Source organism: Paenibacillus sp. FSL R5-0490 (assembly GCF_001956215.1).
GTDB lineage: Bacteria > Bacillota > Bacilli > Bacillales > Cytobacillaceae > Cytobacillus.
The window spans coordinates 375,163-392,807 of the sequence record NZ_MRTQ01000001.1 but is presented as its reverse complement, the minus strand read 5'-3'; the positions used below and the strand labels follow the sequence as shown (position 1 = coordinate 392,807).

17 protein-coding genes are annotated in these 17,645 nt (G+C 36.5%); 8 read left to right on the top strand and 9 right to left on the bottom strand.

Going from position 1 to position 17,645, the window contains the following annotated elements; genetic code table 11:
- Window positions 1-291 precede the first annotated feature (291 nt).
- Window positions 292-1,341 (top strand): M42 family metallopeptidase, encoded by a 1,050-nt coding sequence (locus BK139_RS01845; RefSeq protein ID WP_076256218.1) that lies wholly within the window; start codon window positions 292-294, stop codon window positions 1,339-1,341.
- A gap of 38 nt (window positions 1,342-1,379) precedes the next feature.
- Here BK139_RS01845 and BK139_RS01840 read toward each other — a convergent pair whose 3' ends face one another.
- Window positions 1,380-1,922, bottom strand: a complete 543-nt coding sequence (locus BK139_RS01840) for a M15 family metallopeptidase (RefSeq protein ID WP_076256216.1) — start codon at window positions 1,920-1,922, stop codon at window positions 1,380-1,382.
- A gap of 91 nt (window positions 1,923-2,013) precedes the next feature.
- Window positions 2,014-3,153, bottom strand: coding sequence for a hypothetical protein (locus BK139_RS01835; protein WP_076256214.1), 1,140 nt, complete (start codon window positions 3,151-3,153; stop codon window positions 2,014-2,016).
- A gap of 160 nt (window positions 3,154-3,313) precedes the next feature.
- On the opposite strand from BK139_RS01835, the gene BK139_RS01830 reads away from it, so the two are divergent.
- From BK139_RS01830 to BK139_RS01815, 4 genes are all read left to right on the top strand, one after another.
- Window positions 3,314-4,186, top strand: coding sequence for a glycosyltransferase (locus BK139_RS01830; protein ID WP_440232075.1), 873 nt, complete (start codon window positions 3,314-3,316; stop codon window positions 4,184-4,186).
- 149 nt (window positions 4,187-4,335) lie between these two features.
- The gene (locus tag BK139_RS01825; RefSeq protein ID WP_076256212.1) at window positions 4,336-5,595 is read left to right on the top strand and encodes a nucleotide sugar dehydrogenase; all 1,260 of its coding nucleotides are present in this window, start codon (window positions 4,336-4,338) and stop codon (window positions 5,593-5,595) included.
- 25 nt (window positions 5,596-5,620) lie between these two features.
- Window positions 5,621-7,207 (top strand): CgeB family protein, encoded by a 1,587-nt coding sequence (locus BK139_RS01820; protein WP_076256210.1) that lies wholly within the window; start codon window positions 5,621-5,623, stop codon window positions 7,205-7,207.
- Between the two features lie 19 nt (window positions 7,208-7,226).
- Window positions 7,227-8,345 carry a glycosyltransferase family 2 protein gene (locus BK139_RS01815; protein WP_076256208.1) on the top strand — a complete coding sequence of 373 codons (1,119 nt, stop codon included), beginning with the start codon at window positions 7,227-7,229 and terminating at the stop codon, window positions 8,343-8,345.
- A 77-nt stretch (window positions 8,346-8,422) separates the two neighbouring features.
- Here the strand turns inward: BK139_RS01815 and BK139_RS01810 are convergent, their stop codons facing one another.
- Together BK139_RS01810 and BK139_RS01805 are read right to left on the bottom strand one after the other, a co-directional pair.
- Entirely contained in the window at window positions 8,423-10,105 is a 1,683-nt protein-coding gene (locus BK139_RS01810) for a heparinase II/III domain-containing protein (protein WP_175609041.1), read from the bottom strand.
- Window positions 10,089-10,814: a class I SAM-dependent methyltransferase gene (locus BK139_RS01805; RefSeq protein ID WP_076256204.1), complete on the bottom strand. Its 726-nt coding sequence runs from the start codon at window positions 10,812-10,814 to the stop codon at window positions 10,089-10,091. The genes BK139_RS01810 and BK139_RS01805 overlap by 17 nt, the downstream gene beginning before the upstream one ends.
- A 207-nt stretch (window positions 10,815-11,021) precedes the next feature.
- On the opposite strand from BK139_RS01805, the gene BK139_RS01800 reads away from it, so the two are divergent.
- Window positions 11,022-11,705 carry a galactosyltransferase-related protein gene (locus tag BK139_RS01800; protein ID WP_175609040.1) on the top strand — a complete coding sequence of 228 codons (684 nt, stop codon included), beginning with the start codon at window positions 11,022-11,024 and terminating at the stop codon, window positions 11,703-11,705.
- A 67-nt stretch (window positions 11,706-11,772) separates the two neighbouring features.
- Here BK139_RS01800 and BK139_RS01795 read toward each other — a convergent pair whose 3' ends face one another.
- From BK139_RS01795 to BK139_RS01785, 4 genes are all read right to left on the bottom strand, one after another.
- Window positions 11,773-12,159 carry a M67 family metallopeptidase gene (locus BK139_RS01795; RefSeq protein ID WP_286147650.1) on the bottom strand — a complete coding sequence of 129 codons (387 nt, stop codon included), beginning with the start codon at window positions 12,157-12,159 and terminating at the stop codon, window positions 11,773-11,775.
- A gap of 25 nt (window positions 12,160-12,184) precedes the next feature.
- The gene (locus BK139_RS24260) at window positions 12,185-12,313 is read right to left on the bottom strand and encodes a hypothetical protein (protein ID WP_286147632.1); all 129 of its coding nucleotides are present in this window, start codon (window positions 12,311-12,313) and stop codon (window positions 12,185-12,187) included.
- 27 nt (window positions 12,314-12,340) lie between these two features.
- A complete protein-coding gene (locus tag BK139_RS01790) occupies window positions 12,341-13,489 on the bottom strand; it encodes a hypothetical protein (protein ID WP_076256198.1) in 1,149 nt (382 codons plus the stop codon).
- An 89-nt stretch (window positions 13,490-13,578) separates the two neighbouring features.
- Window positions 13,579-14,754, bottom strand: coding sequence for a BMQ_0737 family morphogenetic spore coat protein (locus tag BK139_RS01785; protein WP_076256196.1), 1,176 nt, complete (start codon window positions 14,752-14,754; stop codon window positions 13,579-13,581).
- Window positions 14,755-15,290: 536 nt separating this feature from the next.
- On the opposite strand from BK139_RS01785, the gene BK139_RS01780 reads away from it, so the two are divergent.
- On the top strand, window positions 15,291-16,064 hold the full coding sequence (locus BK139_RS01780; protein WP_083675277.1) for a hypothetical protein: 774 nt from the start codon (window positions 15,291-15,293) through the stop codon (window positions 16,062-16,064).
- 113 nt (window positions 16,065-16,177) lie between these two features.
- Window positions 16,178-16,369 (top strand): CsbD family protein, encoded by a 192-nt coding sequence (locus tag BK139_RS01775; RefSeq protein WP_035330463.1) that lies wholly within the window; start codon window positions 16,178-16,180, stop codon window positions 16,367-16,369.
- Between the two features lie 47 nt (window positions 16,370-16,416).
- Here the strand turns inward: BK139_RS01775 and BK139_RS01770 are convergent, their stop codons facing one another.
- Window positions 16,417-17,403 (bottom strand): C40 family peptidase, encoded by a 987-nt coding sequence (locus BK139_RS01770; protein ID WP_076256192.1) that lies wholly within the window; start codon window positions 17,401-17,403, stop codon window positions 16,417-16,419.
- Window positions 17,404-17,645 lie beyond the last annotated feature (242 nt).

The window sequence follows — 17,645 nt, the reverse complement described above, 5'->3', positions numbered from 1 at the left end:
TCTTCCTGTTTCTCCATACATTCAAAACAGATAGTTTCATTTTTTTCATTATGGACTCCATTGAAGAATCCATCTAGACAGTATAGTTCTTTCCCGCAAACAGCGCAGCTGCCTACTAATTCATTCAATTTCAATCACTCCCCCTTTTTATTATTTGAGGGCTTCTCTTTTTTAAGTATATCGACATGCCGGACTGCCGTTAAGGCATTTTTTTATTTATTAGGCATGCTTATCCCAACAAATAACAGTATAATAAGAATTGCGTGAGAATAATTTGAGAGGAGTTTTTGAATGGCGTACCCGAGTACAAAAGAAACTATCAGCTTATTAAAAGAGATTGTTTCAATTCCGAGTCCTTCCGGAAATACAAATGAAGTGATTACATATGTAGAAAAGTTTTTGAACGAGCTTAATGTGGAAACGAAGCGCAACCGGAAAGGAGGGCTTATTGCCTCCCTTCCCGGAAAAGACGAAAATAATCACAGGATGCTGACTGCGCACGTTGATACTCTTGGCGCAATTGTTAAGGAAATAAAGCCCAGCGGACGGTTGAAGATTGATTTGATCGGCGGATTTAAATATAACTCGATTGAAGGCGAGTATTGTGAAATTGAAACATCATCAGGCAAAAAATTTACCGGCACTATTCTGATGCATCAAACTTCTGTTCATGTTTATAAAGATGCCGGGAAAGCTGAAAGAAACCAGGAAAACATGGAAATCCGCCTTGATGAAAAAGTACATAATGCAGAAGAAGTCTGTGAGCTGGGAATTGAGGTCGGAGACTTTGTATCCTTTGATCCTCGTGTGCAGACGACACCTGCAGGATTTATTAAATCACGCCATCTGGACGACAAGGCTAGTGTGGCGATCCTTCTTCAGCTGATTAAACAGCTGAAAGCCGATAACACTGAGCTGCCGTACACAACCCATTTCCTCATCTCAAACAATGAAGAAATCGGCTATGGCGGTAATTCCAATATCACGCCGGAAACGGTTGAATATCTGGCTGTGGATATGGGGGCGATGGGTGATGGCCAATCCACTGATGAATATACGGTATCCATCTGTGTGAAGGATGCAAGCGGTCCTTATCACTACGAATTAAGAAAGCGTCTCGTGCAGCTTGCCGAGGAAAATGGAATCGAGTACAAGCTGGATATTTACCCATTTTACGGCTCTGATGCATCAGCAGCCATCCGCTCCGGCCATGATATCGTACACGGCTTGATCGGCCCAGGAATTGATTCATCACATGCTTTTGAGCGTACACATGAGGATTCGATTGAAAATACGGCCAAACTGCTGTATCACTATGTACAATCTGAGATGATCATTTAAAAATAAAGAAACTGCACTCGAGTGCAGTTTCTTTATTTTCATTCAACTTCAGGCGGCCTCTTCCCTCTCTGAAGCTCCCAGATAGAAAGACCAAAATCCATTTGAAGATGAGGATAGTCCTTGAATTGTGTCCAATCCCCTCCCCATTTAAACCCCAGGTCCTTTGCTATTTCAACGACCTCCATCCAATCGGCCCTGCTATTGCCGTTGCCATCATAATTCATGTCCCAGATCACCTGGCCATCTACGGACATCAGTGCGAAATCAAGTGCCAGGCCAAAATTATGGTAGGACTCACCGCCTTTTGCATGGGTAACAATATTTCCCTCAGCAGTTCGGCCTTTTTCATATAAAGCATCCTGTTCTTCAATGCTTCTGAAATCCTGGGTGATGACTACGTTAATGCCTTTGTCGGCAGCCAAAGCAATAAGTTCCTCTTTCTTTTCAGCAACAAGAGGATGAAGTGCTGTAGGGGGCGGAACTTCTTCAAAATCTGCCGGCTTTAAGTATTGGTAAATGATCATCGCGAAAATGCTTGCTATTAAGATCGTCAGCAGCAGCCTATTTATTCTTTTTAACATACAAAATCAATCCTCAACCTTTATTTCCTGCTTAGTATTCTAGAATACTACAAAATAAAAAAGAGAATCCAGAATAATGGATTCCCTCAGCCTAAAAAGAGAAGCTTATGTCATTCATAGCCTTAAATGTTACATCTTGTTCTCTGAAATAAACAAATGCTTCAACTGTACATGTTCCTTTTTCCAATTTATCAAAATTTAAATGAAATTGATAAATGCCATCATTTTCTTCAGGATTAATGGATAAGGTGTTAATAGGCCTAATCCAAAACTCTCCTTTTTCATAACCTTCCTGAAGCCAATCGTCATTAGCATACTGCCAGCCCAGTGCTCCTTCTGTTCCCTGAACTGCCAATACTTCCACCATCTCCGGCGGGAGGATCTGCCCGCCAATTTCTACCTGAGCCGGGGGATTAACCCTAAGGCAGACAATCGGGTTATGAAGCGCCGCCGTACCCGTATTTTTAATGACGAGGTCTGTAATTAATGTATATTTTTCGTTGCTGGAATGAGGACGGATTGTATAATTAAAGTAAGCTTCTCCCTCAGCTTTTACCTGTGGCTTCACCTCAGCCGGGCGATTGTCTGGAGTTCTTTTTTGCTGCCGGTGTTTTTTCTTCTCAGACGTCCCGCTGCTGAAAAGCTCCACTACGGTTTCAAGCCCCACCCAGTTCAGCAGCTCACTGCTGCCGATAAAATGTTCCAGAATAGCAGCCTGCAGCTGTATTAGGAATTCTTCTAAACCAGTAAAATTGACTGGGATTTCACAGAAGATTGAAGGCCCGCCTTTATGTGGTGCTCCATCTGTTTTAAAAAAGACATATGGCCGGCTTGAAACTTTTTTCCTGCAATGCTTCTGAATAACCGGAATGATCTCTGATTTTTTGCATGTAATGACAATATTTTCACTATTGGTAAATTCCAAATGAACATGGAAAGCAGTTCCCTCGGACTCCTGCTGGTCAGTTTCAGTTTTAAGTACAATTCCTGAATTCTTCAGCAGTTCCTTCATCATAGATGACGTTTCCTGCAGCACATCTGAATCTTCCCCTCCTTCCATTGTCAGAAGAAGAATTTGATTTTTTTGAGGGTTATCAATGTATAGTGTTTTTTCTTCCCTTGACCAGGTCGTATCCAGTCCATGTCTGGAACAATATAAAATCAATGATGGCAAAGAGGAAAAATCAGCTGTTCCTTTTTCTTTACCCAGATACGATACATTCACTTTCATTCATATCACCTTTTTCCGTAGTTTCATTCCTTTCTCATTGTATGAGTTCAGATAGGATGGATATGACAAAACAACCCTTAACCTGCGCCGTTACCATGCTGCTTGCACAATCATATGATACAGAAAAAGATGTCAATGATTTTTGTAAGGAGTGAAGATTGTGTCGGCGACACCACAAGTGTCTATCATTTTCCCTGTCAAAAATGAAGGAGCGAATGTTAAAAGCACTTTAGATTCCCTGTTTTCAGTAAAAACCCCTATCCCATTTGAAGCTATTGTGGTAGATGATGCATCCACAGATGGATGCTGCAAATTCATAGATACCTATAAACATAAAGTAAAGCTTATTCATACAAAAGGAATTGGTGCTGCAAGAGCAAGAAACCTTGGCGCTGAACATGCTAAAGGAAAATACCTGGCCTTTTGTGATGCGCACTTGGAATTTGAACATTATTGGCTTGACGGGCTTATATTACCTCTTGAAAAGGGACGAACCGATGCTGTTGCACCGGCAATAGCGGCTATTGGAGATTCTAATTTTATTGGGTATGGCATGTCCCTGAGCCGTAACCTAAGAATAAAATGGAATAAAAAAAAGCGGGGATTATTTGATACAGCGATTATACCTGGTGGCTGTTTTATCATCACGAAGAAAGTATTTAATGAAATTGGAGGATTTGAAAAAGGCTTTAAAACCTGGGGCCATGAGGATGTGGAACTCTCCATCAGACTTTGGCTGTTTGGATACCGCTGCAGTGTTTTGCCCGAGGTCCGTATTCTCCATCTTTTCAGGAAATCACACCCTTATAAAGTTTCAAATGAAGAAGTTTCCTATAATCTTCTAAGAATGGCTTATTCACACTTCAATTATGAAAGAATTGAGAAATGCAGGAAATTAATTACTGGGGTAAGGCCGAGCTTAATTGAACAGCAAGTAAAACAAGACGGCGTTCTTAGACAGCGGCATAAATTTATAAAGATAAGAAAATACGATGATGACTGGTATTTTAGCAAATTTCGAATTCAATTTTAAGAATCCCGCAATCAGGATTCTTTTTTTTCTGGCCTCATTCAATCATGTCACTAGTCTATCTTTTATGCCGGTGGGTAGCAAACCATACATACCTTGTTTAATAGCCATATATTAAATAAGAATAAATATAAAAAATAGGTGATGACATCATGAAACTATGTGTAATGGGATTAGGCTATATCGGCTTGCCTACTGCTGTCATGTTTGCAGAACATGGACTGCAAGTTCATGGAGTGGATATAAACCCAGAGGTAACCAAATTACTCAATGAATATAAAGCTCATATTGAAGAACCAGGTCTGCAGGATAAATTAGTTAAGGTAATGGAAGAAGGAAAGCTGACTGTATCAACATCTCCTATTGAAGCAGATGCATATATTTTGGCAGTCCCGACACCCCTGACTCCTGACAAAAAAGCAGATTTAACTTATGTTTACTCTGCCTGCAGCTTAATTTTGCCTTATCTAAAGAAAGGCTCATTAGTTATTTTAGAATCTACCGTGCCGCCTGGGACCGTAGAAGATATCTTAATCCCCATCCTTGAGAAATCAACCTTTAAAATAGGAGACGAAATATTCGTTTCTCACTCCCCTGAAAGAGTACTGCCAGGGAAATTATTCGAAGAACTCTTAAATAATGATCGAATCGTCGGTGGAATTAATGAAGAATCGTGTCTTCGCACCGTTTTTTTATACAAGCATTTTGTTAGAGGGAATATTTATATGACAGATGCCAGAACAGCAGAAATGGTAAAACTGATTGAAAACACCTATCGCGATGTAAATATAGCGCTAGCAAATGAACTCGCTATTATTGGAGAAAAATACGGAATCAATATGCTGGAAGCCATTACTCTTGCAAATTATCATCCAAGAGTAAATATTCACGCTCCTGGCCCAGGTGTTGGAGGACACTGCATCGCTGTTGATCCATGGTTCATTATCGAACAAGCTCCCAATGAAACAAAATTAATAACAGCAGCAAGAGAAATTAATGAAAGCATGCCAGACCGAATTGTGAATTTAATAGATTCAGCTACACAAGGCATACAATCTCCTATTATTACTTTATTGGGGTTGGCTTATAAAGGAAATATCGACGACCTCCGTGAGAGTCCTGCCCTGATCATATATGATAAAGTTCGCAAAAAAGGCTATGACATTAAATGGCATGATCCATACGTACAAAAAGAGCTGGAAGGAAAATGCGGTACCATAGAGGAGGCAGTTAATGGGGCTGATTGTGTGGTTATACTGACAGACCATAATTTATACAAATCCACTGATTTTGATACCCTGTCACATCTCTTCAAGACACGTATTATTGTAGATACACGCAATATTGTTAACAAACACGCCCTTAACGAGAAAGGATTTAAATGTCTGCAAGTCGGAACACCCATACCCTAAAGAGGATATTGAAGGAGGCATAGAAATGGCAATAAACTTGAAAGATCTAAGAGTTGCCTGCATTTTAGACGAATTCTCATATGAATGCTTCAAACATGAATGCACTTTGATTAAATTCGGGCCCAATGACTGGAAAAAAACTTTAACCAGAGAGCGCCCGCATTTCCTTTTCGTCGAATCTGCATGGAGAGGAAATGATTCCAGCTGGCAATATAAAATCCGTGGATTATCTAAAGAAATTATCAGCCTGGTGGAATGGTGCAAGAAAAATAATATCCCAACTGTTTTTTGGAACAAAGAAGATCCTGTCCATTTTGATAACTTTATCCAGACTGCTAAGCTATTTGACTATGTATATACAACGGATGAAAATATCATCCCAAAGTATAAAAACGAGCTATCACATACTAATATTTATACTCTTCCTTTTGCTGCCCAACCCCAAATCCACAATCCCATTTCTAGGTCAAAACATAAAAATAAAAATATTTGCTTTGCCGGGAGCTATTACGGAAATCAGCACCTGGAAAGGACAATTGATATGGAGAATATGCTCAGTATCTCCAGTAAATATGGTTTAGATATTTACGATCGAAATTACAGTATAAGAAATTCTCCGTTTAAATATCCTGGTAAATTTCAGAGGTATGTAAAAGGCTCTCTTCCATATTACAGACTTATTGAAAGAAGTAAATCTTACAAAATATGCCTAAATGTCAACACTGTCAAAGAGTCACCTACCATGTGTTCAAGGAGAGTATTTGAGCTATTGGCTTCAGGCGTATATGTCATTAGCAACTATTCAAAAGCAGTCGAGCATTACTTTAGCGATATTGTGTATGTAGCACAAGATCAATTGTCATTATCTCAGGGAATTGAAAAAGCATTAAATAATTCAAATTGGAGAACTAAAAAGGAGCTGCAGGGAATCCGGAATGTGTTGGAACACCATACGTACTCTCACCGCCTCTATACTATCGCCAAAAATTGTAAACTGCGTGTAAAGCCACTGACAATTCCCAGGATTAAAGTATTCAGCCTGGTAAATACGTACAGGGAGGCTATTAATACAATAAATTCTTATAAAAGACAAAAATATAAATATAAGGATCTAACATTATTTATTCCCTCAAACAGTATCAATCAATCCATCAAAACATTGGCCAAAGAGAACGATATTAATTTGATTATTAGAAAAGGAACCAATATTCAACTATCTAGTTATGCCAAGGATTATGAATATGTTTCTTATATGAGCTGTACAAATTATTATGGACCACATTTCTTAACAGACTTAGTGAACGGACTTAAATATTCAAATGCACCTATAATAGCGAAAAACAGTTACTTTGAATTAAATGATAAGGGTTCCTTACAAATTAAAAATAATGGCAATTCATTTTTCAAAACATTAAACAATTCTGCATTCATTATACCCACTTCCATCATTAGAAATAAGAATATATTAGTCAGTGATTTTCTAAATTTAGGAGCGTTACAGCAGAAAACTGTTTCTTATAAAAAATTCAGCGTGAATCCATACAATTTTATACCAAATATCCCCTTAGGCAAGGTTCCTTCTGAATCTATCCTGAATGAAATAAATCTCTAAGAAAGGAACTGTTTATTTTATGGACATGTTAAAAAAAGCAAAAAAGGATGGTCCATCTGGTAACCCCGTAAATGCTGAATATCTTAAAGGAAAAGCTAAATATGCAGATATGGATTTTAGGAACCAAAGTCAAGACGAAAAAAGCAGCTACCTATTATCGGTAGTAATTCCCGTTTATAATAATGGAAAATATTTAAAAAATATATGTATGCGAAGTTTAAAAAGAAGCAGTATTTTCACAAAGATGGAAATTATTATAGTTGATGATGGATCTTCAGACAAAGAAACCCTAAGAATCATTGACATATTAGCGAGAGAAAATCCTAATATCCGGACCTATTATTATCATAATGGGGGAAGCGGCAGTGCTTCCAGACCGAGAAATAAGGGAATTGAATTAGCCAGTTCAGAGTATATTACCTTTTTAGATCCTGATAACGAAGCAGTTAATGATGGCTATGCAATGTTATTAAATGAACTAAAAAAAGATAGAAATCTTGATTTATCTATTGGAGATATTCTTAAAGTTTCTGGAAGAAAGGAAGAGCATTTTCAATATTATAATTTTTGCACAAAAAGAAATAATGCTCAGGTTACAGTACACCCTAGAAATTGGCTTATTAATACAGATTTAAAAACACACAGTATTCAAGCATTAATTATAAAAAAGGAAGTAATTCTAAGGAATAATCTAAGGATGATTGAAGGGGCAGGAGGCCAAGACTCGCTCTTTTTTCTTGAACTATTATTACATTGTAATAAATTAAAAGTAGTAGATTGTATAATTCACATTTATTACGCTGAAATTCCTGGTTCAATTACAAATACTATAACAAAATCATTCTATAATAAATGGCTGCTTCTGGAGAAGCATAGACTGCCTTTTCTAAGGAAACACCGTTTACTCGACCTTTATATGAATAAAAGATTTAATTACTATTTTAAAAATTGGTATTTAAAAAAACTTGGAAAGGTTAAGGAGACACATATAAAAGAATCCATAGACACAATTTATAGAATTTACCGCTTGTACAGTAAATATTTAAATAATAAAGATCATGACCTAATTGTATTTGAGACTTTGTATAAACAAAAATCCTATAAAAAAATATACAACTACTTTAAAAAAGTCCTCTAAGTGATACACTTGAGGACTTTTTTATGTTAATTTCTTATGAATCACTTTTTCATTAGAATTAAATAACGTGTTGGTTATTATACTTTTATTTTGATATTTAGGGCTTCATTTGTAACAGTTAGAATGTTTGTGTGTTCATTAAAATGAATTTTTTCTTTTCTTTCACTGACAGTTTTGTCACCCATTCTAATTGCTGTAAGAAATATTCCTTTTTTAGACTGCTTGCTAAATTCTAATTGCTTTGTGCTGATAATCCGCGAAAATTTTTCGGAAATAATAGCCCGATTTTTTTCTATTTCGCCATAATATTTAGATAGTTTTTGGAAACCAGCTAGTTGTTCAATTTGAATATGGCTATTATTAGACTTTAAGGTTATTTTATTTCCATTTTGGTCTATGATTTTCATCTGAGGAGATAAATTAAAATTCTGAAGGTATTTCTTTTCATTTGCACCTTCAAATTTATCAAGAATAATCAATAGTGAAGGTTTTATAAAGAGTAAGGATCGTTCCAATTTACTGTTTTCATAAGAGTAATTTATTCCCTTAATAAAATCATACTTGTCATTACTAGTAAAGTTTGCTATTCCCAGCTTTCGATAATCGGCCCTATCTGTCTCAATTTTATAGGAATCACCCTCAATTGTAAGTGTATTGTGAGCTAGAGGAGAAAGCATATATTTTCTTATTGGGTCGTTCCTGTCATAATTATACTTACCTGAATCTACAAAAATATCATCAGAATTGTAATACAAAGTAAATGATAGATCATCAAGGTGTTTGTGAGTCTTATTTCCATAACCGCAAATAAAAGAAATCCATGTGGAATCAGAAATATTTTCATTGCTCTTCCACTGAAGAATTCCGATCCCAGCTTCTTTATCACAGAAACTATCAAATACTTTGTCAATTTTCTTCATGTTACCCAAGCTTGTATCCCCAATTAAAGGGAAGCTTAAATCAGGCTTTAAAATATATTTATAATATTCTGTTCCAAGTTTTATCTTATTTTTAATATCTTTTCCTAAAGAATAGCCATGTTTATTTAAAAAATCCTCTGTTTGTAAAAACAGCTTTCCATGTACAATCCTATGATAATCAGGTGAGTTTTCCAGGTGCACTCCTTTATTGCTGAAGTCTCTGCTATAAGCTTCTTTTAACCTTCTTATGGACTTCTTTATCCAACTTTTTGAACGGGGGTTTTCCTTCATTGAAACGGCTAATGCAGCCAATGCCCGGTCAGACATAATTCCATGATTATTTTTCCTATAGTTTGAATCTTTCTCTAAGAAATTTGCGTGAGCTACCAACAGGGCCGGGATATTTAATTCCACTAAATCAATAACCCCGGCACTAAGATTATAAAAATAGATGATATTGATTGCCCTGCTTGAAACAGAATGGTCACACCACACATAATTAGATTTCTTTCGTTTAGAATTATTGAACGCAATCCATTGAACCAAGATATCTTTTGCCTTTGTTAAATACTTTTTATTTTTACTGACCTCATAACCATTGCACAGATAACTAATAAGATTTAAGGAATGAAGGTACAGCTGATAGGTGTTGGAACTATTCCTATGCTTATAATTCCAATTAATTGAATCACCCAGATGAAAAACATCTAACCCGCTGCTATGGTAAAATTTTTCCTCCATAATTATGTTAGCAATATTTTCACTATTCGGGCCGCAGGAAGTTAACTTTAGGAGATTATTTACTCCTATTCTTGTAAGATGATTATTCCTTCCGCTCACTTCCATGCTCCTCCTGTTCTTTTAACTTAACTAATTCTTTATTTAAATTCCGTTTAATCTTAAGATGCCTTTGTTCCATTTGATAGAAACCTTTTTCTGCCTCTTTTATGACTTCTATAGGTACATAAATGTCAGCAATATTCTTCTGGATGTTTTTCTTTTTATACCCGGTAAACCCTATCCAATTTTCTATAAACTTCACTTCCTTTAGGGAAAAGAAAGGGTAAAGTTCCTCATAAATTTCACTAAGATAAACTGTCCTTTTATGATCAGGATGGGGGTTGATTCCAAATGGAACAGTTATGATAACTTTTCCGCCATTATTAAGATGAGAATAAGCTTTTTCTAGAATTTCGTTAGATTTTTGATAGTGTTCTAAAACTTCAGTTATAATTATCGTGTCAAATCTGCTTTTTGTATTCCAGCTTAAAAAATCCTGCTTGATCAATGTAACCATATTTCTGGTAGTTTCATTTTCACTAGAGAGATCTTTTTTTCCATAAAGTATTGCTTCTTCGGAAATATCAATGCCAACAACTTTCTTCCCCGCTCTTCCAATAAGAATAGGAATAATACCTTGACTGCATCCTACATCCAGTACATGACTGCCTTGGATATTTTTTATGATCCAATCAATTCGTTTCTTTTGTTTTTTCATTGCTGAAGTTCCATATTCCCCTTTATAAAACTCAGATATTCTGTCTTTCATTATCATCCCCCTAACTTATTTTCTGTGAATCTCTGATATTACAAAACATTTTGAAATTAGAGTTTCCATCAAGGATTGGTATCTACTAATACAATATGTATTTTTTTTCTTAATGCTTGGACAAAAACGGTAAACAAACTGGCTTTTCTTCATAAGATAAGTTGAAAGAACCTCGAGAGGTAATTAATTCAAAAGGTGATGGTGAATATGATTTCAATTATTATGCCTTTTTATTCTGATGATGGCCAAAGGAAACTTGCTTTTAAATGGGCATCTCAATATTATAAAAAAATATTGCCAAATTCTGAAATAATAATTCCCTCCTCAACCATTCCTTTCAACAAAGCGAAGGCTGTAAACCAAGCTGCGAAAAATGCTAAAAGTGAAATACTAATTATTGTGGATGCTGACATTATTTGCTGCCCACAGAGCATATATAAAGCTATAAAAATGCTTGAAAATACACCTTGGATAATTCCTTATAATAAGGTCCTTGATCTAACAAGGAAAAGCACCAGGGCCTTACTTCAAACAAAAGCTGATTGGCCTTTGTCTTTAAAAATTGATGCAATCCCAAGGGAAACAGGAAAGGTTATTCCAGTTGGAGGAATCAATGTGATGAAAAGAGCTTGCTTCGAAGCTGCAGGAGGGTTTGACGAGCGTTTTCAAGGCTGGGGCGGTGAAGACGATGCCTTTGCTGCTGCAATGAATACCTTCTGCGGTCATTTTTCAAGAATTAACAAAAGCATCTATCATCTATGGCATCCCCGTTCAAAACCCTCTGAAAACCGAAATTATAAAGCAAATCTTGAGTTGGCAGTCAGATACTGCAGAGCTCAAGGAAATAAACCTGAAATGAGAAAGATCTTACAAGAAAGGGATAATAGTTAAACGGTCAACAATATCGTTGACCGTTCTTCTTTAGGAAGCAATTGGTTTAGAATGGGATAAAGAATGGTTAATCTGTTAGGATGATTCTGATAGGCAGAACTTTACCTTTATTAATCTTATAACATTTAATTGTTGGCTTTTTTTTAGCATAAGAGATGATAAAGTAAACTTTATCTGGAAATGCATGGCGTATATCGTCATTGGAGGGTATTGGTGGTGCTGTTGGATGAGAATGGTAAATGCCCATAAAGCATTCCTTCTTTTTCACCATATCGTACAAAATTGATGTGAACTGTGCTTCATTTATTTCGAAAGAGTTTCTTTTACGCTGATTATTAATCGCTTTCCATACTGTCTTTATAGATTCCTTTGAACCTGATAATAACCCGCATGCTTCATAGGGCAATTCTTTTTCACCATGACCCAGCATTTGGCCGTATAATTTCCTCGGCAGCCGAATTCCATGGCTAAAAGGGAATTTATCTCCCGCAGCACCTTTTATATTGGGGCTGTGCCGGTTTAGCAGCTGCTTTTTTCTTTCTTCTGCCGCTGCCAGCAGCTACCGATTTTGCTTTCTTGTACATTTCCTGAATTTCCTGACGTTTCATTCCTATACACTCCTTGTCTATACACTGTTATTTTTTCGAATATTTAAAAGGGTTAAACATCGTTGTCGCTGATTGTGGAGGAACAGGCAGCGAACCATGCATTTCAAAATCTTGATTTCTTTCAATCTCCGTCTTTCTTTTTACTTGCGGTGATCTTTGCATTTGAGATGAACGCTGCATTTTAGCTTCCTTCGGCTTTGAAGGTTTTACAGCAGATTCTTTATTAACTAAATTTTCATTTTCTTTTAACCGCAATTCATGCAGCTCAGATTCTAATTGTTCGATCTTTTTTTGACTTACTATGTCCTTTTCCCTATATTTAGCCAGCATGTTATTGAGTTCTTCCGACTCTGAATGATATTTCTTTTCCACTTCAATAAACTGACGGTAAATATCATTTAATTCCTTTACGCTGCTTTTAAATTCGTTTTCCGAATGTTCCTTTTCCAGTAATCGATCATATACCTCTTCGAATGTTCCTTTATAATGCACAAGTTCGTCCCTCAACTGAGAAATTACTTCCTGCAGCTCAGTAAGTTTTGCTTTGTACTGCTCTTCCTTTTCTCTGCTAAAAAATAACCAGCCCATTTTTTTCAACCACCTTCCTATAATATTCATATTCGGATCCAACTCTTCTTGTCTGTGCGTTACACCAGCATTCTCATTTTCTTCAAGTAATTGGTCTATATGTTTTATTGAATGCTCTATAACAGTTTTAATGTCATAAAAGTCTGTTAACCAGCTGAATATTTCTGCAAGGGATAGTTGTGTTTTCTGTATTTCACCCTTGACTTTTTTCTTATTGCTGTTAATAAGATCTATTTTAAAAGTGTCTTTAGCAGCTGATAACTTTTTAAGCTGCGCATTTAAATATTCGATATAAATAGCATATTGATTGAAATTTATCTGTTTTGATTTTAATTTATTTATCTCAAGTTCTTTCTCATATGCAAGCTCTCTAAGCTTTGCTTCCCTTTGAAGAGCTGTTTGTTTCATTTTTATCATTTCATCTTTTAGACAAAGAAAAGCAGGAGAAAATTCGGTAAAAAAGTCAATCCCCGCCACATTCTTTATGGCTTCCCGATCTTTCCTTATCCCTTCCAAAAGCCCTTTTAAAGTATTTATATTCTCTTTTGCGCCGGCTAATTGATCTTGTAAAGTATTAATCTCTGGCATCTATCTCCCTCCTATCGCGATTATTATGTATTTCTGACATGCTTTATTTTATTTAAAAAGGAGGAGAAGTGAATCCCCTCCTCCTAAGCTTAGTCGTCGATATCCTCCAAAAGATCAGCAAAAGTATCGCACTCTTCAAAGTTAACAGCTGCTTCAACAAATCCGCTATCGAATACAACTGCATTTGTGCTCATATCTCTTAGAATCAGCTGGAAGCCTTCTCCTTCAATATAATCCTCACTATAGATATATAATTCGAAGTTAAGACTTTCTTTTAATCCATCCCAATTTCTAATTCCACTGCCATATGCAACCAGATAGTCTTCTTCACATTCTACAAGTCTGAAAGATTTCGGCGTGTAAGTGAAGCTGAAATCAGGCTGTGTAGGTGTTGGTGTCGGACCATCAAATTCAGTATCATCGAACGAGTAGCTGAATGTGCTGTCACCAAGAGAACATTCTTGACAGATCTCAGCACGGATGTTGGAAGTACCTGTTACATCAACTGCATCTGCACCTGCTCCAATTAATGCTTCAGTTGCAGCTCCCCTAGTAATAGCAGTAGCCTGACACTCACAGTTATCTACAGGGAATAGAGAAGGACATTGCGGCGGGAATTCTAAAAGGTTTAGATCGCACTGCAGTTTTGGTTTTCTTGGTTTCAAATTATTTGGACGCGGGAAGCAGAATTTTGCTAGAACTTCAAGTTTAACTGGGTAATGAACTTGAACATCTTTACATAGTACAACTCTTAATGGAATCATAGGTCCAAATGGATCCGGTCCCATTAATACTCCACCTGAAGTCTGGCATATTACCTGATATGCTCTTAAGCGGATGTTATCTTCTGTGATGCCTTCCGGAACGCATAGCACAATTTCGTCTGTGAACTGTGTGCGAACTGTGAACGTACACACTGCAGCACCATTCACCAGAATAGTTACATCAACCGGCACTGTCCATACAATCATTACAAGGCCAGGATTTCCATTTTCCAAAATTGTTGCTGAAGATTGTACATCATCTACATCAGCCGAGCAGCGAACTTCTACTCTTTGCCCTGCAGCTAAAGCAGCAGCGACTGCAGCTCTGCAATCTTCATCTGGAATAAAGTTTTTGTTCTCATATTTGTTAGCAAAGAACACCCAGTCATAAACCTTTTCTACAAAGATACATTCTGGAGCTAAATCATTTGGATCAAGAGGAATCGGCGTTGGTGTCGGAGTCGGCTGTGAACCTTTAATCGTTTTACGCTTATTCTTCATGTTTTCCTTCCTTTCTTTCTAATGAGTATTTTTATCACACTATATCCTATGGAAAGAAACCAGATTTGGTATAGAACAAGTACCTATTTTTGTAAAAAAAGAACCTAATTTTAAAAAGTAGTAAAAGAGTCTATTTTTTTATAAATGTGTTCACTATAGGGTAAATGCCATTGTCCTTTCTTTACACACGGCATATAGTATAAGTAAGAAAGGTTAACGATTTAAATCTTTCCTTTCGCTTCACTATTAAATGAATAGGGATATTTCTGCTAGTTTAATAATAAATGTCAACTAAAAGTCTATTTACTATATCACTGGATCCTCGAATGGCGTTTCATGCAATACACGAATTTCCAACCGATTTTCAATGAGTATTTGACGAACGGATTTTTATCACACGAATAGGATCATTGCAATGATAACCTTATAATTTATACCTTTTGACATGAGGGCCCTCATGTCTTTTTTAATTCAAAGAAACTTTAAGGGCTAATTACATAAAATGAGGTAAATGCGTTTCTGAAAGGAGAATGAAAATGCTTCGCAACCATACTCCCAATAAAGAAATCCAGCTGCAGCAGAAGATTATCCATCTTAAATCGGAATTGGCAAGATACCAATCCCTGCTCAGTCCGGATTATGAAAAAGAACATACAAAAAGAATTAATGACATACATGAGCAGAATCAGGAATTGATTAGGAAAAATGATATCTTTAAAAAAAAATTGGCCCTGTTAGCAGAAGAAAATTTAAAGCAAAGATCTTATATGCATACTATGCAGGACTATCTGTACCGGACCTATAACCAGAAAGATCCAGTTAGTGTTGTTGTTTTTCAGGAAGATAAAGAACTTATTAACAGCTTATGGGCACGTATTTATGAACTGGAGGTAACTTACTGGGATATGTACTGTAAAGCAGAAGACTTATTGATGGAAAAGGAACAATTATTGGCTTTAAAGGCAAAAAATCTAAAGAGATCTAAAACATTAAATGTAGACGTCTCCTCTGGAGAATGGGAGGATCTGAAGAGGGAAAACCGGATACTTCAGGAAGAGCTGCTAATGGCAGCCAGATATAAAGCTTCTTCTGAATCCAGTATGAAGGAATTAAGGAAAGAAATTAAAGCATATAATGAAGGAAATGTGGTTTATCCCAGCGAAACAGAGAATAATAATGAAGCGAATAAGCTGAACTATTTTATTTCGGAATTTGAAAAAAAAGACGCAGAGCTTGAAAAGGCTTTAAAACTTTTAAGCCAATTAGAAAATAAGATTTCCTTGATTGAAAATAAAGTAAATAATGATTAACCATAAACACGCCTCATATTGCAGGCGTGTTTATATTATTTTACTGCAGCGTGTTTTTAATTATTTTTTGGGGGTAAACAAGAAGAAAGCTATTATACGAGGAGGAGTTAATAATGAACAGAGACCAGACAAATGGAAATGCAGATCAATTAAAAGGCGAATTAAAAAAGCAATACGGCAAACTGACCAATAATGAATCCAAAGAAGCTGAAGGAAATATGGATAAAGTAAAAGGACAGGCACAGGAAAAATGGGGAGATGCAAAGGAAGCACTGTCAAAGACATTCAATGACCGAAGAGATTAAGTAAAAAAGTACTCAGCGCCCATGTGGCGTTGAGTACTTTTTACTGATTAAAAAGTTGTTTTTGCTCCTAAATAACGAGGCTTCCAGTAGGAATTGTTCATGTCGCTGATCTCGACACCGCGTGAAGAACCGGCATGAATGAATTTGTAATTGCCAAGATAAATTCCGGCATGGGATGGACCGGATTTGTAAGTTTCAAAGAATACCAAATCCCCGATCCTTGGCGATGCAACATGTTTTGTCGCACTCCAAATGGATGCTACAGTACGTGGAATAGAGATTCCTACTTTACCATATACATAGTTCAGATATCCGCTGCAATCGAATCCTGCAGGTGTACTTCCTGCCCATTCGTAAGGTGAGCCAATATATTTCTTTGCTTCAGTAATGAGCTCATTCACTTTTGAAGTTGATTGGGATGCTACCTGTGTTTCTGCCGGCTTGCTTGCAGCAGTCCCAGATATCTTCAGTGTCTGGCCGGCATAAATTAAATCTGAAGATAGGCTGTTCATTGCCTTTAATTGTGAAACCGATAAGTTATGGCGAGATGCAATACCGGAAAGAGTGTCACCTCTTTGGATAGTGTAAGATCCAGTGCCTGCAGGAGCAGAAGGTGCAGCGGATTGAGCTGAACCTTTAATTTGCAGCTTTTGGCCAGGATATATCGCGTCACTGCTGATTCCGTTCAGACTCTTTAGTGTACTGACGGAAAGGCCGTGAGCTCTTGCAATTCCCCATAAAGTATCGCCAGATTTCACTGTGTAGCTGACTGCAGCGCTTTGCGGCACACTTGTTGAAGCGTTATGGCTGTGCGGGGTCAGCAGAGTCAGGGCTTGTCCTTTATATATTGTCGAACCTGAGATACTATTCCAAGTCTTTAACTCTTCAATTGAAAGATTGTTAGAGCGTGAGATTCCCCATAATGTGTCACCAGACTGAACGATATATTTATTTTCATGAGCACTTGCTTCTCCATTGAACGGTGTAATCAAAAAACCAGCTGTCGCAGCCATTGTAAGTAGTTGTTTCTTCAAGTTGTACACTCCTTAAATTTCTTTGACATCCTAATATTAGTAATAATTCTAGTAAAATCCTATCTAAAAATAATGGTGTTTCTGGGTATATTTATAATAAATTCATATATTTTCCCTTTTTTGTGCAATTAATGGACATATTATCCTAATTTAAGCAGGTTAACATTTCTATTCCATGACAATAATCAGGATATTTTTCACATTAATATTGAAAATTCGGAATTAAATTATTTCTTCACAAA